General features: G+C 42.0%; 20 protein-coding genes and 5 pseudogenes. 12 read left to right on the top strand and 13 right to left on the bottom strand.

Going from position 1 to position 23,956, the window contains the following annotated elements:
- The first annotated feature begins 9 nt into the window (after window positions 1-9).
- The 5 genes and pseudogenes from ACSLFW_RS19090 (at window position 10) to ACSLFW_RS19110 (ending at window position 4,474) form a co-directional block, all read left to right on the top strand.
- Window positions 10-597, top strand: a complete 588-nt coding sequence (locus tag ACSLFW_RS19090; RefSeq protein WP_436557073.1) for a phospholipid scramblase-related protein — start codon at window positions 10-12, stop codon at window positions 595-597.
- A 202-nt stretch (window positions 598-799) separates the two neighbouring features.
- A pseudogene (locus ACSLFW_RS19095) lies at window positions 800-1,300 on the top strand (RNA polymerase sigma factor).
- A complete protein-coding gene (locus tag ACSLFW_RS19100; protein WP_436557074.1) occupies window positions 1,300-1,833 on the top strand; it encodes a hypothetical protein in 534 nt (177 codons plus the stop codon). The pseudogene ACSLFW_RS19095 and the gene ACSLFW_RS19100 overlap by 1 nt, the downstream one beginning before the upstream one ends.
- On the top strand, window positions 1,806-2,297 hold the full coding sequence (locus tag ACSLFW_RS19105; RefSeq protein WP_436557075.1) for a hypothetical protein: 492 nt from the start codon (window positions 1,806-1,808) through the stop codon (window positions 2,295-2,297). The genes ACSLFW_RS19100 and ACSLFW_RS19105 overlap by 28 nt, the downstream gene beginning before the upstream one ends.
- Before the next feature lie 28 nt (window positions 2,298-2,325).
- Window positions 2,326-4,474 (top strand): annotated as a pseudogene (locus ACSLFW_RS19110) (YfbK domain-containing protein).
- Window positions 4,475-4,551: 77 nt separating this feature from the next.
- Here ACSLFW_RS19110 and ACSLFW_RS19115 read toward each other — a convergent pair.
- On the bottom strand, window positions 4,552-6,186 hold the full coding sequence (locus tag ACSLFW_RS19115) for an ABC-F family ATP-binding cassette domain-containing protein (RefSeq protein ID WP_436557076.1): 1,635 nt from the start codon (window positions 6,184-6,186) through the stop codon (window positions 4,552-4,554).
- 161 nt (window positions 6,187-6,347) lie between these two features.
- Between ACSLFW_RS19115 and ACSLFW_RS19120 the strand changes: the two genes are divergently transcribed.
- On the top strand, window positions 6,348-9,578 hold the full coding sequence (locus ACSLFW_RS19120; RefSeq protein ID WP_436557077.1) for a zinc-dependent metalloprotease: 3,231 nt from the start codon (window positions 6,348-6,350) through the stop codon (window positions 9,576-9,578).
- Here ACSLFW_RS19120 and ACSLFW_RS19125 read toward each other — a convergent pair whose 3' ends face one another.
- The 12 genes and pseudogenes from ACSLFW_RS19125 to ACSLFW_RS19180 all read right to left on the bottom strand — a co-directional run bounded on the left by ACSLFW_RS19125 (window position 9,579) and on the right by ACSLFW_RS19180 (window position 18,684).
- Entirely contained in the window at window positions 9,579-9,875 is a 297-nt protein-coding gene (locus ACSLFW_RS19125; protein ID WP_436557078.1) for a hypothetical protein, read from the bottom strand.
- 39 nt (window positions 9,876-9,914) lie between these two features.
- Complete coding sequence (locus ACSLFW_RS19130) at window positions 9,915-10,112, bottom strand: alpha/beta fold hydrolase (protein ID WP_436557494.1); 198 nt, start codon at window positions 10,110-10,112, stop codon at window positions 9,915-9,917.
- Entirely contained in the window at window positions 10,079-10,375 is a 297-nt protein-coding gene (locus ACSLFW_RS19135; RefSeq protein ID WP_436557079.1) for a hypothetical protein, read from the bottom strand. Before ACSLFW_RS19135 ends, ACSLFW_RS19130 begins: the two co-directional genes overlap by 34 nt.
- Window positions 10,376-10,394: 19 nt before the next feature.
- Window positions 10,395-10,613 (bottom strand): putative signal transducing protein, encoded by a 219-nt coding sequence (locus ACSLFW_RS19140; protein WP_436557080.1) that lies wholly within the window; start codon window positions 10,611-10,613, stop codon window positions 10,395-10,397.
- Window positions 10,614-10,678: 65 nt separating this feature from the next.
- A complete protein-coding gene (locus ACSLFW_RS19145; protein ID WP_436557081.1) occupies window positions 10,679-11,299 on the bottom strand; it encodes a DEAD/DEAH box helicase in 621 nt (206 codons plus the stop codon).
- A 73-nt stretch (window positions 11,300-11,372) separates the two neighbouring features.
- Window positions 11,373-12,536, bottom strand: coding sequence for a sigma-54-dependent transcriptional regulator (locus ACSLFW_RS19150; RefSeq protein ID WP_436557082.1), 1,164 nt, complete (start codon window positions 12,534-12,536; stop codon window positions 11,373-11,375).
- A gap of 258 nt (window positions 12,537-12,794) precedes the next feature.
- Window positions 12,795-14,096: an ABC transporter permease gene (locus ACSLFW_RS19155; RefSeq protein WP_436557083.1), complete on the bottom strand. Its 1,302-nt coding sequence runs from the start codon at window positions 14,094-14,096 to the stop codon at window positions 12,795-12,797.
- A 91-nt stretch (window positions 14,097-14,187) separates the two neighbouring features.
- On the bottom strand, window positions 14,188-15,108 hold the full coding sequence (locus ACSLFW_RS19160) for an ABC transporter ATP-binding protein (protein WP_436557084.1): 921 nt from the start codon (window positions 15,106-15,108) through the stop codon (window positions 14,188-14,190).
- Between the two features lie 159 nt (window positions 15,109-15,267).
- Window positions 15,268-16,390: pseudogene (dnaJ, locus tag ACSLFW_RS19165) on the bottom strand (molecular chaperone DnaJ).
- A gap of 38 nt (window positions 16,391-16,428) precedes the next feature.
- Complete coding sequence (locus ACSLFW_RS19170; RefSeq protein WP_436557085.1) at window positions 16,429-17,019, bottom strand: nucleotide exchange factor GrpE; 591 nt, start codon at window positions 17,017-17,019, stop codon at window positions 16,429-16,431.
- A gap of 182 nt (window positions 17,020-17,201) precedes the next feature.
- A complete protein-coding gene (locus ACSLFW_RS19175) occupies window positions 17,202-18,113 on the bottom strand; it encodes a TIGR01777 family oxidoreductase (protein ID WP_436557086.1) in 912 nt (303 codons plus the stop codon).
- Between the two features lie 115 nt (window positions 18,114-18,228).
- Window positions 18,229-18,684, bottom strand: a complete 456-nt coding sequence (locus tag ACSLFW_RS19180) for a DUF4442 domain-containing protein (RefSeq protein WP_436557087.1) — start codon at window positions 18,682-18,684, stop codon at window positions 18,229-18,231.
- Window positions 18,685-19,078: 394 nt separating this feature from the next.
- Here ACSLFW_RS19180 and ACSLFW_RS19185 point away from each other — a divergent pair.
- The 6 genes and pseudogenes from ACSLFW_RS19185 to ACSLFW_RS19210 all read left to right on the top strand — a co-directional run bounded on the left by ACSLFW_RS19185 (window position 19,079) and on the right by ACSLFW_RS19210 (window position 23,942).
- Window positions 19,079-19,590 (top strand): annotated as a pseudogene (locus tag ACSLFW_RS19185) (DUF4870 domain-containing protein).
- Window positions 19,591-19,742: 152 nt separating this feature from the next.
- Window positions 19,743-20,072: a PadR family transcriptional regulator gene (locus ACSLFW_RS19190; RefSeq protein ID WP_436557088.1), complete on the top strand. Its 330-nt coding sequence runs from the start codon at window positions 19,743-19,745 to the stop codon at window positions 20,070-20,072.
- A 6-nt stretch (window positions 20,073-20,078) separates the two neighbouring features.
- Window positions 20,079-21,857: a PspC domain-containing protein gene (locus ACSLFW_RS19195; protein WP_436557089.1), complete on the top strand. Its 1,779-nt coding sequence runs from the start codon at window positions 20,079-20,081 to the stop codon at window positions 21,855-21,857.
- Between the two features lie 6 nt (window positions 21,858-21,863).
- Window positions 21,864-22,460 (top strand): head GIN domain-containing protein, encoded by a 597-nt coding sequence (locus tag ACSLFW_RS19200; RefSeq protein ID WP_436557090.1) that lies wholly within the window; start codon window positions 21,864-21,866, stop codon window positions 22,458-22,460.
- Window positions 22,423-22,608: a hypothetical protein gene (locus ACSLFW_RS19205; protein ID WP_436557091.1), complete on the top strand. Its 186-nt coding sequence runs from the start codon at window positions 22,423-22,425 to the stop codon at window positions 22,606-22,608. Before ACSLFW_RS19200 ends, ACSLFW_RS19205 begins: the two co-directional genes overlap by 38 nt.
- A gap of 461 nt (window positions 22,609-23,069) precedes the next feature.
- Window positions 23,070-23,942 (top strand): annotated as a pseudogene (locus ACSLFW_RS19210) (ABC transporter ATP-binding protein).
- Window positions 23,943-23,956: the final 14 nt, after the last annotated feature.

The raw sequence follows: 23,956 nt of genomic DNA on the forward strand, positions 1-23,956 counted from the left end.
ACCCAACCAATGAATGCACTTTTAAACAAAAACATGTTTTTTGTAAAGGAACATATCGGCATGCTCAGAGCGTCGAACAACTACGACATTTACGATCCGGAAAACAATAAAATCATACTGATCAGCCGTGAACCGAATCTCGGATTTTTCACAAAAATGTTTCGTTTTTCGGATTATAAACGCATGACGCCTTTTCATGTGGTGATTGCAACGCCGGAAAACCGACCGGTATTAAGCATCAAACGCGGTATTACTTTCTTTCGCTCAGACGTTGAAGTTTTTGACGAACATGAAAAACTCGTCGGGACATTCAAGCAGAAATTCTTTTCCATCGGCGGGAAATTCCAGATTTACGACAATAACGACAATCTGATTTGCACACTTCAGGGCAAATGGACGAGCTGGGATTTCAAATTCATGAAAAATGATACTGAAATCGCGCGTGTTTCTAAAAAATGGGCTGGAATCGGGAAAGAGCTTTTTACTTCTGCCGATAATTATATGCTGCAAATCCAGGAAACCGTTGCTCCGGATGACCGTGTGAGACAATTGATCATGGCGGCGGTGATGTGCATTGACATGGTTTTGAAGGAATAATTTCTTGAATTCACAATTTCACTGATAATGGCGTAAGTAATTCTTACGCCTTTTCTGTTTATTTTTGTACTGATGCTGTTGCAGTTATTGATTATTTCGAATTAATTTCGATTGCTTCCCAACCTTTTCCAGTAAATCCTTCTCTTTAGTAATAAAGACACCAATTGTGATAGACGAAAATTTAATATTGGCCTGTAAAAAAATGCAAAGGGATGCCCAGCGGCAACTCTATGAGCAAATGGCGCCAAAATTGTACCGCACCTGCAAACGGTATTTGAAGAAGAAGAAGAAATCGAAGAAGCACTTGCAGATGCGTTCTATACGATTCTCACCAAACTCGACCAGCTTAAGGAAATCAAGGCTTTTGAAGCATGGGCGCGCCGCATAACAGTTAACCAATGCTTGTATACCATCAAGAAAAATGTCAACTTCAATATGTATCTGGATGATGTGAAAACCATCGCGCAACCGGTTACAGCCGAAGTGACGGATCTGGAGGAAGAAGATTTGCTCAAATTGCTCAGCGCAGCTTCCGGATGGCTGCCAGACCGTCTTCAATTTGTTTGTCATCGAAGGTTACGGACATAAGGAAATTGCTGAAATGCTGCACATTTCCGAAGGCACATCGAAATCACAATTGAATGCCGCCAAAACCAAACTCAAAGATTTAGTCAACAATCTTTATTATCAAAAAGCGAAATAATGGAAAATCACGATAAAATTTACGAACAAATCAAAGATGCTTCGAGGAAAGCCGAAGAGCAGCCTTTTCCTGCGATGGACAAGGTCTGGTCGCGCGTTGAGGACAAACTCGATGCCAAAGTCCTTGAAAAACAAAACAGCCGTTGGAAGAAAATTGCAGTCGCCGCATCTATATTACTCGTAGCTTCATTGGGCTATCAATTGCTCAAACCGCAACAGGATTTCAAAGAAAATAAAATCGAAAAATCTACCGAAGTTACCGTTGCACCGCAATCGCCAGGTAAACCCGATACTAAGATCGAAATCCAACAAAATGCTTCAGCACCTGCCAATCCTGAAATTAAAAAAAACGCCAATCAAATACTGCAACGCCAGATTGCTGCGCCACAACCTGTCGCTGTTGCCGATGAGGCGATTGAAATGGCAGCACCTGCAGGAAATCCCGGCTTCGTTGAAATGAAAGAAAAAGAGGAAGACGGACAAAGAAAAAAGAAGCCTTTTACAATATGGCATCCTCAAAAACTGAGCCTCTAACCTGGCGGAAGGGCAAAATATACGAAGCCAAAAGTGCCGATAACGACGGGTTGTATGACGATAAAGATAGGAAAGACGCCAATCCTGTTTATTATAAAAAACCGCAGGCAGAAGCTGTGCAGAAAAATAACAATCCGTTGTATGTCATCAACGGTGAGGCAGCCGATAAAAACCGAGGAAAAGCAGCCAAGTCTGAATTATCAAAACTCGATCCCGATGATATTGAATCTATCGAAGTACTGAAAGAACCGTTGTATATCATCGACGGCAAATATTATTCAGAAGAAGAACTTTTCGGCGCCAATCCGACCAGTCCGTACACTCCGCTAGACCAGCAAGAAATCGAAACCGTGAAAGTCCTCAAGGGTGACGAAGCTACCTCCGCTTATGGCAAAAAAGGAGAAAAAGGCGTCGTCATCATCACCACAAAAAACAAAAAACCCGCCGCTGTAAAAGGCAAATAAATTAGTCTAACATCTTAAATCACAAATCATGAAAAATCTCAAAAAGTTTTCATCAGCCATTGCTATGCTTATTTGTTTCGTGGCTTTTGGGCAGAATAACGCTCAGAAAACGGTTACCGGAATGGTTACCGACAATCAAAAATCAGCACTCCCTGGTACCACAGTCACTGTCAAAGGAACAATTGTCTCAGCAGTTACCAATCTGGAAGGAAAATATTCCATCGTTGTTACTGAAGGCAATGTTCTAGAATTCAGTTTTCTCGGTTTCAAAACAAAAAAAGTAACGGTAGGGAAATCAAATGTTATTAATGTTACGCTCGAAGATGACAATCAGACGCTCGATGAAGTCGTGGTTGTTGGTTACGGTACTACTACAAAAGAAGCTTATGTAGGAACAGCTGCCAAAGTTAGTATGCCTAACGTACAGGAGAAAGTATATTCCAATATTACTAATAAGTTAAAAGGCAAAGTAGCCGGGGCTAATATCATAACGACTTCCGGTAATCCAGGTACTGATGCTACAATTCGCATTCGTGGTTTTGGTTCAATAAACGGCAATAGAAATCCTCTATATGTTGTGGATGGAGTACCTTATTACGGCGATATCTCGAAGATAAATTCAAGCGATATTCAATCTATGACAGTATTGAAAGACGCAAGTGCCACCGCAATTTATGGTAGCAGCGGTTCGAACGGTGTGGTGATGATTTCAACTATCAGTAAAAAGCCTTTACCTGTGACAACTCCTGCAGAACCGTTAGATGAAGACTACGGTTCCTTCATCGAAAATGCATTCGAAAGTCCGAAAAACACACCGCTTTCCACATTTTCAATTGATGTCGACAACGCTTCTTACACCAACATCAGACGATTCATCAACAACGGGCAAAGTGTGCCGAAAGATGCGGTTCGTGTAGAGGAAATGGTCAATTTCTTCAAATACAAATATCCGCAGCCAACCGGAAATGACCCGTTTTCGATTAATACGGAATACAGCGAATGTCCGTGGAATGCCAATAATAAACTAGTCCGCATCGGCCTTCACGGAAAAGACATCGACAGCGAAAATCTTCCGGCTTCGAATTTGGTTTTCCTGATTGACGTTTCGGGTTCGATGGCCGACCAGAACAAACTGCCTTTGCTGAAAGAATCTTTGAAAATCCTCGTGAATGAACTCCGCAAAAAAGACAAAGTGACAATTGTAGTGTATGCCGGAGCTGCCGGAATCTGCTCTTCCTCCTACTTCAGGCGATGAAAAGCAAACCATCACCGACGCGCTTGAAAAATTACAATCTGGCGGAAGCACTGCCGGCGGTGCCGGAATCCAATTGGCTTACAAACTGGCGCAGGAAAATTTCGTAGATGGCGGTAACAACCGCGTAATCCTCGCAACTGACGGCGATTTCAATGTTGGCGCTTCTTCCGATTATGACATGCAGGTTTTGGTGGAAGAAAAAAGGAAATCAGGCGTATTCCTCACTTGCCTTGGCTATGGAATGGGCAATTACAAAGACAACAAAATGGAAATCCTGGCTGACAAAGGCAACGGAAATTACGCATACATCGATAACATTCAGGAAGCGAATCGTTTTCTTTCGAAAGAATTCAAGGGCTCGATGTTTGCGATTGCGAAAGATGTGAAAATCCAGATTGAATTCAATCCGAATCACGTTCAGGCTTATCGTTTAATTGGTTATGAAAATAGAAAACTGCGTGCCGAAGATTTCACCAATGACGCGATTGACGCAGGTGAATTGGGAAGCGGACATACGGTTACAGCTTTATATGAAATCGTTCCGATCGGCGTGAAAAGCGACTTTTACAACGAAACTTCGGAATTGAAATACACCAAAACCGAAGCTGTTCCGAATAATTATAACGCGGAACTAGCGACAATCAAATTCCGCTACAAAAAACCTGACGGCGATAAAAGCATTGAAATGGTGAAAGTGATTGAGGATAAAGCGGCGACTTTGGCAACGACTTCGGATGACTTCAGGTTTAGTGCTGCGGTTGCGTGGTTCGGACTCAAATTACGCGATTCGAAGCTCATCAAAAACAAATCTGTCCGGGATATTAAAGACCTCGCAAAATCAGGATTATCGAATGACGGCGAAGGTTACAAAGCAGAATTTGTGCGATTGGTCGACAGCGCGAAGTTACTGGCACGTTTGTAAATGAGTTAATTAGAAAATTAGAAAATGAGATAATTAATTTTCTAATTTTCTAATTTTCTAATTTTCTAATTTTCTAATCATTTTTCAATTTCCCGAAGGCTTTCCATTTTCTTGTGTGCCAAAAATCCTTTAATGTCTTCAAAATGTTCCTTTACGCGTTTGTTGCCAAATTCGAAGACTTTTGTAGCCAATCCGTCAAGGAAATCACGGTCGTGCGAAACAAGAATCAATGTGCCGTCGAAATCGCGAAGTGCATCTTTAATGATGTCTTTCGTTTTCATATCGAGGTGATTCGAAGGCTCATCGAGAATCAGCAAATTCACAGGCTCCAACAACAATTTTATCATCGCCAGACGCGTTTTTTCACCGCCTGAAAGTACTTTTACTTTTTTCGTAATGTCATCGCCATGAAACATAAAAGCGCCTAAAATGTCTTTGATTTTCGTGCGTACTTCTCCAACCGCAATGTCATCAACAGTTGAGAATATTGTTCCGTTTTCATCTAAAAGTGATGCCTGGTTTTGGGCGAAATAACCAATTTGGGAATTGTGACCGATTTCTACGCTTCCGCCATTGATTTCGATTTCTTTCATGATGGCCTTGATCATCGTCGATTTTCCTTCGCCATTTTTCCCGACAAAAGCCACTTTATCACCACGTTCGATGACAATATTTGCGTCTTTAAAAATCAAATGATCCCCGTAAGATTTCTCCAGATCCTTTACGATTACAGGATATTGTCCTGAACGTACCGAAGGTGGGAATTTCAATTTCAATGCCGATGTATCAATTTCGTCAATTTCTACAGGAACAATCTTTTCAAGCATTTTCACGCGCGACTGAACCGATAATGTTTTGGAAAAAGTACCACGAAAACGCTCGATGAATTCCATATTCTCAGCAATCATTTTCTGTTGCTCGTCATACGCTTTTTGCTGGTGAATGCGGCGGTCTTTACGCAATTCGAGGTAATGGGAATATTTTGCTTTATAATCGTAGATGCGGCCCATCGTCACTTCAATCGTACGATTCGTAATGTTATCAACGAAGGCACGGTCGTGGGAAATGACTACAACCGCTTTCGCAGAATTGATCAAAAAGTCCTCCAGCCATTGGATACTTTCGATGTCCATGTGGTTGGTCGGCTCATCGAGCAGGATCAGATCGGGTTTTTTCAAAAGGATTTTCGCGAGTTCGATGCGCATTCTCCAACCGCCCGAAAATTCAGCCGTTTGACGCGTGAAATCGGTCATTTCGAATCCGAGTCCGGTTAATATCTTTTCAACTTCCGCTTCGTAATTGATTTCCTCAATCGCATAAAATTTCTCGCTCAGGTCAGAAACGCGCTCGATTAATTTCATATAATCATCGCTTTCATAATCGGTGCGAATCGTCAATTGCTCATTGATTTCGTCGATTTCGGCTTTCATCTTAAATATTTCGCCGAATGCTTTCGATGCTTCTTCCATCACAGTTGCGCCATCCTGGGTCAGTAAATGCTGCGGCAAATAAGCGATGACAGCTTCTTTTGGTGCAGAAATATTGCCCGTAGAAGGTTTGCTTTCGCCTGCAATAATCTTCAGAAGCGTCGATTTTCCGGCGCCATTTTTGCCCATAAGCGCGATTTTGTCATTTTCATTGATGGCAAAAGAAACGTCGCTGAAAAGTGTTGTGCCGCCAAATTGAACGGATATGTCGTTAACTGTAATCATATTTTACGATTCGAAATTTGATTTAAAAAGCGGCAAAGATACGGCTAAATCAAACCTGTACAAGTTTCTTTAACAGTAATATTCACGCTGTTGCGGATTTTGCAATCGCCAATTTCGAATAAAAGAAGTATCTTCGTAAAACCCACTTAAACTACTGTAAATTGAAAAAACTACTACTCACATTGGTACTTTCCATGGTATTCTTACAGGGATTTTCACAAGAATTCTGGCAGCAATCCAACGAAATTGAAGCGTCGCGTTCCGGGAAAAAAATACGCGTCTCGATTCCGAAAAAACAGGAATTTTATCAATTAAGTTTAAGTGAATTCGAATCAGCGTTGACGAATGCACCATTGCGCGGCAGCGAAAATTCTAATTTGATATTACCGTTTCCTGACAGTAATGGCAGCATGCAGCATTTCAGGATTTACGAAGCGCCGGTCATGCATCCTGATTTGGCGGCGAAATATCCCGGAAATAAATCTTATGTCGGACAAGGCATCGAAAACCCGTCGTCAATTGTGCGCTTCAGCATTACTTTGTTCGGATTGCATGCGATGGTACTGGCGGCGAATGACGGCACTTATTATATCGACCCATATTCAACAGACGGCAAATTTTATAGCGTTTACGCCAAAAAAGGCCTGACAACTCCGAATCATTTCCAATGTCTTACAGATGAAAAGCAAATGCAATTGCGCACTTCGGAAATTGCAGCACAACCTTTAGACAATGGCGTTTTCCGCACTTACCGAACAGTTTTGGCATGTACGGCAGAATATTCCGCATTTCATATTCAGGAAGCCGGACTCGAATCGGGCACATTGGCGCAGAAAAAAGCGGCTGTTCTGGCAGCGATGACCGTTACGATTACACGCGTCAATTCAATGTACGAACGTGATCTGTCTGTGTTTTTACAATTGGTTCCTAATAATGACCAGGTTATTTTTATCGACACCGACAATTTCACCAATGACGATGTCGGTGCATTGATTAACGAAGGACAGGCGGCAATTGACCAGATTATCGGACCTGAAAATTATGATTTCGGTCACACCGTTGGCACTGCCGGCGGCGGATTGGGTGGCGGAAGTCCGTGCAGCGATTTCAAGGCTTTTGGCGCTACCGGACTGGGTGCACCTGTCGGCGACCCATTCGACATTGATTATGTAGCGCACGAAATGGGCCATCAGTTTGGCGCAGCCCATACTTTCAATAATTCATGTGGCGGCAATCGCGATGATAACTGGTCGTATGAACCCGGAAGCGGAAGTTCGATCATGGCATACGCCGGAATCTGTGACCCGAATATCCAGGATCATTCTGATGCACAGTTTTTTACAGGAAGTATTATCCAAATCAAGAATACCATCAATGGTTCAGGCGGGAGCTGCACGGTCCAGACCAACAATACCAATACGCCTCCCGTAATCAGTGCCGGAAGTGATTATACAATCCCGAAAGGCACGGCATTCGTGCTTACAGGAACCGCAACTGACGCCAATAATGACGCGATGACTTATGTCTGGGAACAATACGACAAGCAAATAACCACGCAGCCGCCGTCGCCAGACGCCACTGAAGGGCCGAATTTCAAACCGCAGGTGATTACGGATGTTCCCGTGCGTTACCTGCCGAGATTGAGCGATGTGCTCGCTAATAACCTTACGCCAACCTGGGAAGTGATTTCGAATGTCGGCCGAGATTATAATTTTGCTTTTACGGTGCGTGACAACAATATCAATGGCGGCGAATCAGTGACCGATTTTATGAAAGTGACGGTTTCCGGTGATGCAGGCCCATTCGTTGTTACAGCTCCGAATACTGCAGTTAATTGGGAATCAAACAGCAACCAGACGATTACATGGATTGTTGCCGGAACAACCGGAAATGGCGTTAATACAGCTTTTGTGGATATTTTGCTTTCAACAGATGGCGGACTGACATTCGGAACCGTTTTGGCAGAAAATGTTCCGAATGACGGAAGCGAAACCATCACGCTTCCAAGCACAACCGGAACTGCCAATCGGATTATGGTAAGAGGTCACGGCAATATTTTTTATGACGTATCAAATCAGAATTTTACTATTTCACCCGCCGGAGTTACTTTTCAACTTGTCTCAAATGGCAGCCAGAATATTTCCGCTTGTCAGGGAACTGACGTCAATTATACTTTTGATTACACTACCATAAACGGATTTTCCGGTACAACTGCGTTCTTTGCCAACGGATTTCCTGATGGAACAACCGCGGCATTCTCGCCAACTACAACAAGTACAAATGGCACCATTCAATTTACAATCAGCAATACAGCAACTGCGGCAATCGGATTTTATCCAATTACAGTTTCGGCAGTTTCAGGAAGCATTACGAAAAACAGTACCGTTTATCTCAATTTACTGAGTTCGGTTTTTGCTGCAGTTTCATTAAATGCACCTGTGAATTCGGCTCAGGGCGTCGGAACGACTACATCATTACAATGGTCTGCCGATGCGAATGCCAGCAGCTACAGTATTGAAGTGGCAACTGATGTGTCATTTTCTGATGTAGTCGTTTCAGCTACATCAACTACGAATTCTTATTTGTTGAGCGGACTTTCAGAAGCAACTTCTTATTTCTGGCACATCAAACCAAAAAATGAAGCGTGTGAAGGTAATTTTAGTGCTGCTTCACAATTTATAACCGGAATTACAAACTGCCAGGATTATGCGGCAACAGATATTCCTGTTGTAATTCCGTCAGATGATGTAGCTACTGTGAGTTCATCATTGGTCGTGAATAATCCTTATCCGATCCAAAAATTATCAGTCACACTCAATCTTTCCCACACTTGGGTGACCGATTTGACCGTGAAACTATATAGCCCTTCCGGCACTGCGATTTCGTTATTCAGTCAACAATGCGGAGATGCCGATGACGTAGCGGCTACTTTCATCGATGGAGGAGCGCAATTAAGCTGTAGCGGAACTCCCGTAATATCGGGAATAATCGCACCGCAATCGCCACTTAGCGCACTAATCGGCGAAACTTCAAACGGCACCTGGAAATTAGAAGTTTTCGATGAATTTGCGGAAGACGGCGGATCCATCAACTCCTGGAGTCTCAATATTTGTAATATGGTTCCGGCTTTATCAATTCCGGAAAATTCGCCTGAGATTGATTTCGCATTATTCCCAAATCCGAATAACGGAAGTTTTACTTTAGAAGTGAAAGATGCGGCAAACACAGGTTATGAAACAGCAATTTTCGATATGCGCGGCAGGAAAATCTTTGAAGGAAAGCCATTCACCGGAACAACGCAAAACATTATCTTAAACGCCGAAACCGGTATTTACCTGCTGGAACTGCAAAGCGAAGGCAGAAAAACAGTGAAGAAATTTATAGTACAATAATTATTGCAATATCTGCTTAAGCATAGCCTGAAAATCGGGATTTTCATTAATCCCGATATGGTCTTCGCCTTTTAAAGTTGTGAACTGGTCGGAAGGTTTTAGTAATTTCTGAAGCTGCACGGAATTTTCATACGGAATCACTTTGTCTTCTGTGCCATGAAAAACATAAACCGGCGCTTTGATTTTAGTAATCGCCTCATTTGTTGCAAATTTATAACGCAACAGAAAATTCGGTGCCACAGGCACACGATTACCGGCTAATTGCTCCAAACTGTAGTACGGTGCTTGTAAAAGCAATGCTTTCGGATGGTTTTTTGCTGCCAGAATTGCCGCAGGTCAGGTTCCGATAGAATACCCGATAATAACGATTTTGTCTTCAGCGTATCTTTTGAGCATATCTTTGTAAAGTAAATCGACATCGGACAGAAATTGGGATTCGCTTTCAATTTCCCCGCCGCTTTTGCCGTAACCACGGTAATCCGGAATAAAACAATCGTAACCTAAGCTGGTATAAATTTCAGCGATATTGCCCAGGTATCAAGTGTGCCTGCGTTGCCGTGAAGGTAAAAAACGAGGCCTTTCGGGCTTTCGGTTTTGAAAAGTAATCCGTTGAGATTGGTTTTATTATCAACGGAAATATTGAGTTCTTCGAAATTTCCTTTAAAATGGAATTGATAATTGGCCGGCAATTTTGACGCGTGGAAGATTAGTTTTTCCTGAAAAAAATAAAGAAATGTAAGCGCCAAAATATGAACAATCAGGCAAAACCCGATGAGTCTTATTGCTATTTTTTTCAATCGGTGCATGATTTGAAAATCAGATATTCATCCGAAAATCCTCTATCGCTGAACTGGCTTTTCCGTAGTCAGATTCCTGTATGAACAATTCGACTGCGGCATCTGCATTGCCAAAACCCGCCAATCTTGCCGATTGAATATTATCTTTGATAACGACATTAACGCCTTTTTCTTCAATGCGTGTTTTGAGGTTTTGCGCTAAAACTTCCGATCCTGAAAATATTTTTATTAAGCCCATAATAATTATCGATTTTAAATTGCAGATTTTGTAGTTGTTGGAATTTGGAATTTACTTTTTAGGATTTAATCTTCTTCGTCCATTTCGAAAAACAGCGGCTCAATCATAATTTTATCCGCGAGAATTTCGATTTTTTCTGTAATTGCGGATGTAAAAAACAGCAACTGCGTTTTAGTAATACTCGCCGCCAAACGCTGAACGATAGCATCCATTCGGTTTTTGAATAAAATATCAGCATCGTCAACCACGAACATTTTTACCGTATTTAAGTTAAATCCTGCAGATGAAAACATCATGTTGATTCTGTTTGGCGTTCCGATTAAAACGTCAAGACCGAGTGAAATCAGGTTTTTATCATAATCTATGTCGCCTTTGTCATGTGCGCCTAAAACCCGTAAGTCAGTATAATTGCCGAGTTTTTCGAATAAAGCCACCATTTCAAGCACTTTTTCCTTTTCTTCGGCCAAAATCAATGCGCGTGTACTTTCGCCCGAAGCTTTTTCGAGTTTTTGTATGACATTGAGTACAATTGTCGTTGTTTTTCCTGAGCCTGCCGCTGACTGGATTACGGCATCTGCGCCGCTTTTTATCGTAGAGAAAGTTTCAGATTGCATTTCATTGGCTTCGGTCAAACCGTTTTCCATTAATGCTTTTTGAAGATTTGGGTTTATTTTTTTAAGTTCCATTTATTTGATTTTACACCAATTTCAAGAATTTACACGAATTAAAAATTTGTGCTAATTCGTGAAATTCGTGTTATTATTTGCTCGCAAAAAGCTTCACATCGCTTTCTGAAATTTCATTTCCGCCAAGGATGATAAGCCTTTCGACAACATTACGCAATTCGCGGATATTTCCCGTCCAGTCGTATTCCTGCAAAAGGCGAATCGCTTCGTTAGAAAAACTTTTGACAGCATTGCCTTGTTCCGATGCGATTTTTTCAGCGAAATGCGCAATCAACAGCGGAATATCATCACGCCTTTCGTTCAGCGCCGGTACTTTTATCAAAATGACCGCCAAACGATGGTATAAATCTTCTCGGAAACGGCCTTCGGCAATTTCGGTTTTTAAATCTTTATTGGTTGCAGCAACGACGCGGACATTTACTTTAATGTCTTTGTCGGCGCCGACCCTTGTAATCATGCTTTCCTGTAGTGCGCGCAAAACCTTGGCTTGCGCCGAAAGGCTCATGTCGCCGATTTCATCAAGGAAAATCGTTCCGCCGTCGGCAGCTTCAAATTTTCCGGCTCGGTCTTTTACGGCAGAGGTGAAAGCGCCTTTTACGTGACCGAACAATTCACTTTCAATAAGTTCGCTTGGAATAGCGGCACAATTGACTTCAATTAAAGGTGCGGCAGAACGCTCGCTTTTTTCATGTAATTGGTGCGCGACGAGTTCTTTTCCGGTACCGTTTGGGCCAGTGATTAAAACGCGGGCTTCGGTTTGGGCGACTTTCTCAATCATCACTTTGATGTGATTGATGGCTTCGCTTTCGCCAATCATTTCGTAGTTTTTGCTGACCTTTTTCTTGAGGATTTTATTCTCAACAACCAGTTGCTTTTTGTCGAGCGCATTGCGAACGGTATTGAGCAAACGGTTCAAATCCGGTGGTTTTGAAATGTAATCGAATGCGCCAAGACGCATCGTATTAATGGCGGTTTCCATATCGCCGTGGCCGGAAATCATGACCATCGGGATTTCGGGCTTTATTTTTTTGACGGCTTCGAGCACTTCAACGCCGTCCATTTTTGGCATTTTGATGTCGCACAAAACGAGGTCATAATCGGTATTTTTGATTTTTTCGAGTCCGGATGCGCCGTCTTCGGCTTCTTCTACGACGTAGGTTTCATTTTCTTCGGAAAGGATTTTTCCGAGTACGCGGCGGATAGCGGCTTCGTCTTCTATGATTAGTATTCTGGGCATATTTTTAGGTACAAAGGTTCAGAGCTGCAAAGTTACAAAGTTGAAATCTGAATTCCCGATTATATAAAAGTTCATTTATGCAGGATGCCCTAGCCCCGATAGCAGCGGTTATCCTTTTGGTTTTTTCTTTAAAAACCAAAAGATATGAGCGGCTAGCGGGAAACAGCTCCTGAAAAAACGCTAAGTTACTACTTGTGGCGAAAACAAAGAACGAATTAAGAAAACTTTGCAACTCTGAAACTTTGCAACTTTGTGCCTTTAATATTTAAGCCATTTGAAAAGTTCTTTCCAGGTTGGTTTTTTGCCGTACATCAGGATCCCGACACGGTAGATTTTGGCGGCGAACCAGACCACAAAGAAGAATGTCCCGAATAAAATGGCGATGGAAAGCAGTTGTTGCCACCACGGCACGCCGAACGGAATCCGCATCAGCATTACAATTGGCGAGGTCAGTGGAATCATGGAGAATGTCGTGGCGACAGTGCCGTGAGGATCGTTCATGACGGTGAAAAATCCGATGTAAACGCCCAGGATCAATGGCATTATGATCGGCAAAAGGAATTGCTGCGAATCGGTTTCGTTGTCAACTGCCGCGCCGATTGCCGCGTAAAACGAGCTGTAAAGGAAATATCCGCCAATAAAATAAATGATGAAACAGACGAGCATGTTGGCTATCGGGAGTTTCCAGATTTCTTTCATGTATAAGACCATCTGGCCGTCGACCTGATGTGAAGCCTGGCTCATTGCTGGTGAAATGGAACTTGTATGGCTCATATCGACGCCGAAAAATACGGATGCACCGATGAATAAAATGAGTCCGATGATTGCCCATATTAGAAATTGGAGAACACCTGCCAGCGATGTTCCGATAATTTTACCCATCATCAATTGAAAAGGTTTGACAGATGAGATGATGATTTCGATGATGCGGTTGGTTTTTTCTTCGATGACGCTGCGCATGACCATGTTGCCGTAGATGATGATGAACATCATGATAAGATAACCGAAGATGCCGCCGATGATGGTTTTGACCCAATTGAGGCCTTTTAGCGTGTCTTCGCCGGAGGCTTTTTTAAGTTTGATGCTGACATCAGCGGCGGCGTTTTTAATAGCCAGAGAATCTAGTCCGCTTTTTTGGTAATTGTCTTTGGTGAGTTTTTCGGCGATGACTTTTTCGAGATCTTCAATGAAATCGAGGCTCGGACTGTCATTTGAAATGTATTGGATGCTTTTTTGGAGTGATTTGTTGTCGGCGATTTTCGGGATTTCGAGCAATCCTTCGAAATGTTCGCTGACAATGCTGTCTTTTAGGATTTTTAAATCGACGCCTGAAAAATCAACGAATTTGTATTCTTCGCCGCTTTTGAAACTTTTGGCGAACATTCCGGTTTCGTCGTGAACGGCGATGGTTTTGATATCGGCTTTCATCGAACTTAAATAGCCGACGAAAACGGCGATTCCGACAAATAAAAGCGGACTCAAGAATGTCATCACGATGAACGATTTGTTGCGCACTTTGGCGATGAATTCTCTTTTTATGATTAGTGTAAGGATGCTCATTTTGATTTTAGATTTTAGATTGTAGATTTCAGATTTCAGATTTCAGATGCGGTGAGCGTAATCTAAAATCTGAATCTAAACGCTGCAATTATTACTGGCTTACCGTTTTGATGAAAATATCATTGACACTTGGGATTTTTTCTACGAAATGCGTCACTTGTCCGCGTTGCGTCAATACGTGCAAAAGCTCGTTGGAAGTGGCATCGCCGAGTTGTATTTCAAGCTTTAAATCGTCGTTTAATGATTTAAAATTCGTTTGCCCGACAGTGAATTTTTGCGTCAGATCATACATCAAACCTTCGACATTTGAGGTTAAGATGCCGACTTCGAAACTGTTGGTGCGGTATTGTTTTTTGACATCTTCGAGCCTGCCTTCGATGAGTTTATTGGATTTGTGGATCAGGGCGATATGGTCGCAGAGTTCTTCGACGCTTTCCATCCTGTGGGTAGAAAATATAATCGTTGAACCTTGTTCTTTCAATGCTAAAATTTCGTCTTTGATAAGATTGGCATTTACGGGATCAAATCCCGAGAACGGCTCATCGAAAATCAGCAATTTCGGTTTGTGAAGGACGGTGACGACGAATTGGATTTTCTGCGCCATTCCTTTTGAAAGTTCTTCGATTTTCTTGTTCCACCAACCTTGGATTTCTAATCTTTCGAACCAGAATTCGAGTTGTTTTTTGGCTTCGGCTTTCGACAAGCCTTTCATTTGTGCGAGATAAAGGCATTGCTCGCCTACTTTCATCGATTTGTACAATCCTCGTTCTTCGGGCAAATAACCGATGTGCTGCACATGTTTTGGATGTAATGGCTCTCCGTCGAGGATGACGCGGCCGCTGTCGGGTAAAGTGATTTGGTTGATGATGCGAATGAGGGATGTTTTTCCGGCGCCATTCGGACCTAAAAGCCCGTAAATACTACCTTTCGGAACGATCAGTGACACTTCGTTGAGCGCGGTATAATTGCCGTATTGCTTGACGACTTTATCTACCTCAAGAATGTTGTTCATGTTGTTTGGATTTACGGTAAAAGTACAGAATTAGTCCTGAAAAGGGCATCATTGTTACAAAAAAACCCACCCTTATTTGCACAAGGATGGGAAAAATTGCTATGAAAAAGAAATTACTAGTTGCCTAGTAAAGTCCAAATATAATAATTTATTATAATATTATGAAAACATATCTTTAACTTTTTCAAAAAAAGATTTATCGGATTTTTCAGGGTTTGGAATGAAATTCGTTTCCGTTAGTGATTTCTCAAAAAATTGCTTTTGTTCTTTTGTGAGGTTTTTTGGCGTCCATACATTAATATGCACTAATAAATCGCCATTTCCGTAACCGTTGATGCTCGGAATTCCTTTGCCTTTCAGCCTTAATATCTTTCCGGAACTGGATGCCTTCTTCAAGTTTGATGCGTACTTTTCCGTTGACAGCATCGATGTCTTTTGAAATTCCCAAAGCGGCTTCACTGAAACTGATGTATAAATCTAAATGAAGATTTTCACCTTCGCGTTTCAGGGTTTCGTGCTCAATTTCTTCAATTACGACAATCAAATCGCCCGGAATTCCGTTGCCCGGCGCATCATTTCCTTTATTGGAAACTTTGAGCTGCATGCCGTCGACAACACCTGCAGGGATTTTGATCGATACGGTTTCGTCGTGCGTGATCATTCCGTGCGCATCGGCATTGTTCGGTTTGCTTTCAATGGTCTGTCCCGCGCCACCGCAAGTCGGACAGGTTGAAGCCGATTGCATTCTGCCCAAAATCGTATTGGTCGTGCGCATCACCTGACCTTGACCGTTACAAGTCGGACAGGTTTTGTATTTGACGCCCGGCGCCTGGATTTTTCTTTTGACTTTTACTTTTTTCTCAACGCCATTGGCCACTTCTTCCAATGTCAATTTGACTTTGATGCGCAGGTTACTGCCTTTCACACGACGTTGTCCGCCGCCACCGCCAAATCCACCAAAACCGCCACCACCAAATGCACCGCCGAAAATATCACCGAACTGGCTGAAAATATCATCCATGTTCATCCCGCCGCCGTGGAAACCGCCTCCGCCGCCACCTTCGAATGCCTGATGACCGAACTGGTCGTATTTGGCTTTCTTTTGCGGATCGCTGAGTACTTCGTAAGCTTCGGCTGCCAGCTTGAATTTTTCTTCTGCCTCTTTGTCGCCCGGATTTTTGTCAGGGTGATACTCAATCGCTTTTTTGCGGTAGGCTTTTTTAATTTCTGCAGCGTCGGCACTTTTGGTAACGCCCAATATTTCGTAAAAATCTTTTTTCATCTTATTTAAAATGAACGCTTTAGCGTTTTATACAACTATTAGTTACCAATCACTACTTTTGGGAAACGGATAATTTTGTCGCCCAATTTATAACCTTTTTCGATAACATCAACGATTTTGCCTTTCAGGTTCGGCGATGGTGCCGGAATTTGCGTAATCGCTTCAGCAAAATCAGCGTTGAAGATATCGCCGGTTTTCACTGCAACTTCTTCCAATCCCTTGGCAACCAAAGTATTTTTAAGTTTTTCGTGGATGAGTTCAACGCCTTTCAAAAGCACGTCGTCATCGGATTTTTTGATTTCGGTAATGGCGCGGTCAAAATCGTCCATCACCGGAAGCAATGCCTGCAAAACTTCCTGATTGGCGGTTTTAAAAAGGTCGATGCGCTCTTTTGCGGTACGTCTTTTATAGTTTTCGAATTCTGCAAAAAGCCTTAAGAATTTGTCTTTTTCGCCGGCAAGATCCTGTGTTAATTTTTCTTCGGCGCTTATTTCTTCTACATATGCCGCGTCATCAATAGATTGGTTTTCAGTAGTGTTTGAAATTCCTGCGTCGTCAATTTCGGGGTCTCTTTCAGTATTTTCGGTAGTCATTTTGCTTTTATTTTTAAAAATATCTTTGAAGTCCATAATTCAATTTGGTTCATCGATTGCAAAATTATTGCCAAAAGGGAGGTTTGTGTCAAATTGTCACGTTTAATGGCATAAAAAAATCTAACACAAATTTCACGAATTCTCACAAATTTCTATATCTGTGTAAATGGTGACCCGAGCGTTAGCGAACTGACGAAGTAAATTTGTGTTATTTAAAATTACGCCAAAGTGAGTAAATGATCCAGTGCCTTCTCAAGTGTTTTGTACTGGAATTCAAAATTGTGCTCGAGGGCTTTCTTTTCGCTTACATATTGGCTGCTGTAAAGCAATTGGTGCATTTCGCCTAAAACTAATTGCATCAGGAATTCAGGAATTTTCGGCATGAATAAAGGTTTGTGAAGATTTCTGGCGACGCAAACCGTCAATTCTTTATTGGTCACGGGATTTGGAGCAACTGCATTGTAAACGCCTTCCCATTCATGCCGTGCGGCATAAAAGTACATTTCGACCAGATCGTGAATGTGAATCCAGGACTGGATTTGTTTTCCGCTTCCGAAAGGCGCACCGAGGCCCATTTTGATCGGTTTCATTAATTCGATTAAAGCGCCGCCTTTGTTGGACAAAACCAATCCGGTGCGGAGCTTGCAGACTTTTATATCCAGTAATTTGAATTTATCGACGCTTTGTTCCCATTTGATGACAACGTTGCCGAGAAAACCTTCGTCAAAAATTTTCGAATCTTCAAAATAAACGTTTTTTAAGCTGTCCCGATAAATGCCGATCGCCGAAGCGGAAATGATTTGCCTAACTTGACCGGGATTTGCTTTTACTGCTTTAAAGAGTAAATTTGTAGTAATCACGCGGCTTTCGATGATTTCCTGCTTATAAGAACGCGTCCATCGTTTTGAAATCGTGGCGCCGGCTAGATGAATAATAACATCGACGCCCATAAGGCAATTTTCGTCGATAATTCCCTGTTCCGGATTCCAGTAAAAGCCTTTGAAATTGGATTCGTCGGCGATTTTTTTGCGTGAAGTCGTTAAGTAATGAAGCTGGACGCCATTTTGAAGTAAAAGCGCAACCAACTCATTTCCTATTAATCCTGTAGCTCCGGTGATAAGAATCCTCATAGCCCTTTTCTTTCAAATTTACTGTTGAAATTGGGAAAAGTCAAGACAATTAGGTTTGCTTTAACGAACGTTTGAGAAGAAAGATGGCAGGTTGCAGAAAGCAGTAATTGGGTTTTCAACCCTTTACTTTAATACTCCATTCAAAATCCATTTCTGAAACCTGTACGCCTTGTTCATTGGTGGCGATTGATTTCATCCAGAAGGTTTGGCCTTCTCCTGTAGCGATTGTTCTTTGAATGGCTTCTTGGATTAATGCGCCATCATTACATATAAAAGTAATTCTTCCGGTGGCTTTTTTGGTGAATTCTGATTTGTTGTGCGCGACTAGCATTGAGATTTTTCGGCCGCTGTTTTTGATGTGCAGCATAACCATTGCGCCAGTACTCAATTCTGCCGCCATTGCTTGCACCGCGAAGTAGATCGAGTTGAATGGGTTCTGGTTCATCCAGCGGTGTTTGACGGTGACCGTGCAGCTTTTTTCGGATATTGCTTTCAAACGCACACCACTTATATATGCAGAAGGCAACTTCAATAAAAGGAACATATTGAATTTTCGCGGCGAGAAGTTCATAGTTATAATTTTTTTGAAATATAATCATTTATGGAGAAATTGGCAATTTTATGAGTGTTCAGTGTTCAGGCTAAAATTGGGCATTCAATAATTATTGGATTTTAGTATAACGAAACAAAATTGCTGTCGGAATATTTGGATAATTTTTAATCTGCTTATGATATCCTTTCGGACTGAAATTTGCTATCTGCCGACTGAAACCTGCATTCCGCCTACCCTGAACACCAAATACCGATTACTGAACATTAAAACAATATGTTAATATTTTGTTAATATACACTACTTTGTATTGCACAATACCTTTTTTAAGTTGTATCTTTGTATAAGAAATTAATAGCTTAACTATAGTATTATTTCAAAAACCAGTTTCAATCATCATACAAAATCAAAAATCATGAGCACAAAAAACGAAAACAACACCGCTACCGCCCTTCACCTGAGTGCATTATCGCAGTATTTTTTTCCATTCGGTAATTTTATCTTCCCGATTATTATCTGGAGCAGCAGTAAAGAAAGATCGGCTTTTATTGACAACCAGGGAAACAATGCATCAATTTCCAGTTGAGCATTTTCACTTACACTTTGGTTCTTGCGCTGATTGCCATTCCGATTTTCATCGTTACCATCGCGAACGGATTTGAATTCCACAGTTTTCACGACGGACATTTTGAAGGGCAGGATTTCCGGCAAGGCAACATTCCCGGAATCATAGCGGTGCTCATCATTACCGTGATGCTTTTCGCTTTCCTTAAAGTGGCTGAGTTTTTCCTTACCATTTATGCAGCCGTAAAAACATCGCACGGCGTCGACTATAAATATCCGATGAGCATTCCGTTCCTTAAATATACGACCGAGACGGTTGAAGCCGAAGTCCCTGATCAGGATGTGGCTGAAGCCGAAGCTTAATCAACCTCAATATAAAAAATCAATTTCAATCTCAAAAATCAAATCATCAATCACCGAGTTTCAATCATCAATCAAATCACAATCACGCAATCATCTAATCACCATTTTTTCCAATCAAAAAAATGAACATTAATCAAAATTAAAATGAAATTATGAACATTGAAAACACGAAAGCCCAGATGCGTAAAGGTGTTTTAGAGTTCTGTATCCTATCTGTTTTAAAAGAAAAAGATGCCTATACTTCTGAAATTCTCGACACCCTCAAAAACGCTAAATTACTTGTGGTGGAAGGAACTGTTTATCCGCTGCTCACAAGGCTAAAAAATGACGGATTACTCAACTACCGTTGGGAGGAATCGACTTCAGGACCACCTAGAAAATACTACGGCCTGACCGAAATCGGACAAACATTTCTAAACGAATTAAATGGCACATGGACAGAATTGTCTGACGCCGTGAACATCATCACCAACCAAAAATAACAAGTCATGAACAAAACTGTAAACATAAATTTAGGCGGCATGGTCTTCCATATTGATGAAGATGCATACCAAAAATTGACAAGATACTTTGAGGCTATAAAACGTTCGTTGTCTAACTCAAACGGGCAGGACGAAATCATCAAAGACATCGAAATGCGCATCGCAGAATTAATTTCTGAGAAACATACCAACGAAAAACAGGTCATCAGCCTGAAAGAACTTGACGAAGTTATCGCCGTCATGGGCCAGCCGGAAGATTATCGTTTGGATAACGAAGAAGATGACAACAGGAAAAACACATCTTTCAACACGGCATCATCTTCAGACCGTCCTTCGAAAAAATTATACCGCGACCGTGAAACCGGAATGATCGGTGGTGTATTGGCGGGATTGGGGCACTATTTCGGAATTGACAAAGTGTGGTTAAGAATTGCATTATTAGCATTGTTTTTCTTTTACGGAGTTGGGTTCGTAGCTTACATCATCTTATGGATTGTAATCCCGGAAGCCGTCACCACTTCTGAAAAACTGGAAATGAAAGGTGAAGCCATCAACATTTCGAACATCGAAAGAAAAGTGCGCGAAGAATTCGAAAATGTAGCTGAGAGACTTAAAAACGTCAACTATGACGAAATGGGCAACAAGATCAAAACCGGAAGCGAGAGATTTGCCACGAGCATTGGCGATGTTTTCGTCAGCATCTTTAAAGTATTTGCCAAAATATTAGGCGTATTCATGATCATTTTCGCATTGCCTGGAATCGTTATGTTATTGATTGGTGTATTCACATTGGGCTCAACAGCTTTTATCCCTGTGCCGTTGAAACAATATATCGAAGCAGGAAATTTCTCTGATTATCCAATCTGGGTTTTAGGATTGCTGTTGTTATTCGCGTTCGGGATTCCGCTTTTCTGCCTTGCCTTATTAGGATTCAAGCTTTTGATTACGAACATGAAATCAATCGGAAGCCCGGCGAAATATACGCTTATCGCACTTTGGGTTTTATCTGTCGGAATGCTCGTCACTTTAGGCATCAAACAAGCCAGCGAATTCGCTTTTGAAGGCAATGTGATGAAAAAAGAAGCTCTGGCTTTGAATACGGCTGATACGTTGCTGGTTAAATTCAGAAGAAGCGAGCAATTCTCGAACAATATCCATGACCACAGGGATTTCATGATCACTACCGATTCAACCGGCGCACGCATCATCTATTCTGACAATATCCGTTTTCGGATTGAAAGAACAGACGAAAAACAAGCGTACCTTGAAATTGGTAAACAAGCGCAAGGGTCTTCAATATTTTCAGCGAAAAAAACAGCAGAAAATATCCGATACACTTACAAATTAGACAAAAATCAATTACTTTTAGACAATTATTTGCTGACTGATTTCAAGAACAAATACCGCGGACAAACTGTTACAGTGACATTGTTCTTACCCGCAGGCATTAAGTTCAGGGCTGATGAAAACGTACAATCTTACGACGATTCTGACGATGAATATTTCAACCTGCACTTCAGTTCAGACAAATATATTTACGAGTCAGGCGATTCGAAAATCAAATGTCTCAATTGCCCGGCCTACGAAAATGAGCACAATGATGTAGATGTAAAAACTGAAACCACAACCACTGAAAGTGACACCGCGCAAACCACGATTGTTAAAGTGAATGGTGAGGTAATCAGCATCCAGACCAGCGGAAAAGACGGCAAAACCACCGTCGGAACCGGAACCAGCGGCAGCGGACTTACAAAAGACAAAGACGGCGTAATCATTAAAAAATAACCAACCATGATCAAAACAATCATTTACCTGACCAAAATTGCCATCGTAACGGCTTTTGCATTGTTATTTGCTTCGTGCAACTATAACGTCAACTTTGGCGACGGCATAAAAGGAAGCGGCAAAATTACCTCACAAACCCGAACCATCAACGGTGATTTTACGAAAGTGCACGTTTCAGACGGTATCCAGGTGATCATCACGCAATCGACAGACAAATCTGTAACCGTCGAAGCCGATGATAACATCCTGCAACACATCAAAACAAGAGTTGAAGACGGCGTACTGGTTGTTGAATCAGACGAAAGTTACAACACTGAACATACGCCGAATGTAACCATCAAAATGCCTGTGGTATCAGAATTGGTTTCAGAAGCAGGCTCAAACATCACCGGCACGAACACGATTGTAACCGGCGATATCAAAGTCTCTTCGGAAAGCGGCAGCAATATCGAAGTTGAAGTAGAAGCCGATCACATCGTTGCCGGCACCGAAAGCGGCAGCCAGATGCGCCTTCGCGGCAAAGCACTGAAATTAGATATCAGTTCAGAAAGCGGCAGTAGTATGGATGCAGGAAACCTTCGAAACCAACGACGTAACAGCTGAAGCTTACAGCGGAAGCAGCATGTCAGTAGCGCCAATCGTGAATTTGAATGCAAAGGCTGAAAGCGGCTCTTCAATCACTTATACAAAAGTGCCAAAGACGACTTTAAGCAAGGAAGAAAATTCCGGCGGCAGCGTTTCACAACAATAACCATTTTTATCAGAGTTTTTTTAGGCATCCGTTAATAGCGGGTGCTTTTTTTATTTAGGGCTTCCCAAGCTGTTCACAAAACTCAATCCATACGCATTTGAAACTTTAACAATTTTTACGGCAAACCCGTATTCAGGGAATTCTATTTTTTCGTAGGGATGCATGGCCCTTCCCTGAAGGCAAAATACAAATTTTCCCGACACGTTGTATTACGGGTTTGCCGTAGAAATTGTTAAATTTTCCTCGAAATTTATTTTGGAATTATATTTTTTTGAAGCTGTTTCCCGCTATCCGCAGTAGTTTTGCGGCTGAACCCCAGCCACAAAAGCTACTTGCTCCTATCGGGGCTAGGCATTAGTGGAATTATGTATCATAACACCAAATAAATCAGTAGCTTTAAACCGGCTTGTAACAAATCGAAGTCCTAATAGTCAAACCAACAGAACCAACCACAAACAACCATGGAATTAATCATCAAAAATCTCGACAAACAGTACAGCAACGGCGTGCATGCGCTCAACGACGTTTCACTAACCATACAAAAAGGCATGTTCGGACTACTTGTCCCAACGGCGCCGGAAAATCATCACTGATGCGCACACTCGCCACTTTGCAGGACGCCGACAGCGGTTCGGTAATGCTCGGCGATATCGATGTGCTCAACGACAAAGAATCCGTCAGGAAAGTTTTGGGTTATCTGCCGCAGGAATTCGGCGTTTATCCGAGAACTTCTGCCGTCGATTTGCTTGAACATCTGGCACTTTTAAAAGGCTTCAACAACAAATCAGACCGCAAACAAATCGTTGAGCAATTACTCATAAAAGTCAATTTGTGGGCACCACCGCAAAAAATACGTCAACAGCTACAGCGGCGGAATGCGCCAGCGCTTCGGCATCGCGCAATGCCTCATCGGGAATCCGAAACTCGTGATTGTAGATGAACCGACTGCCGGTTTAGATCCCGGAGAACGCAATCGCTTTTACAATATCCTCAGTGAAATCGGCGAAAATGTAATCGTAATCCTTTCAACGCATATCGTTCAGGACGTCCGTGAATTGTGCACACAAATGGCAGTCATGAACAACGGAAAAGTTTTATTCAGCGGTAATACAGACGATGCGCTGCTCGAAGTGAAAGGAAAAGTTTTCGAAAGAAAAGTGCCGAAAGCAGAACTGCCTGCTTACCAGAAAGACTACAAAATCATTTCGAATAAACTTGTCGGCGGCAATCCGCTGATACACGTTTTCTCAGAATCAGAACCGGGCAACGGATTTACAAAAGCCGAAGAAACGCTCGAAGATGTATTTTTCGCCAAACTCAACGAACTTGTCTAATTTTTAATTGAAAT

The sequence above is a fragment of the Flavobacterium sp. 3HN19-14 genome (assembly GCF_051373205.1).
Classification (GTDB): Bacteria; Bacteroidota; Bacteroidia; order Flavobacteriales; family Flavobacteriaceae; genus Flavobacterium.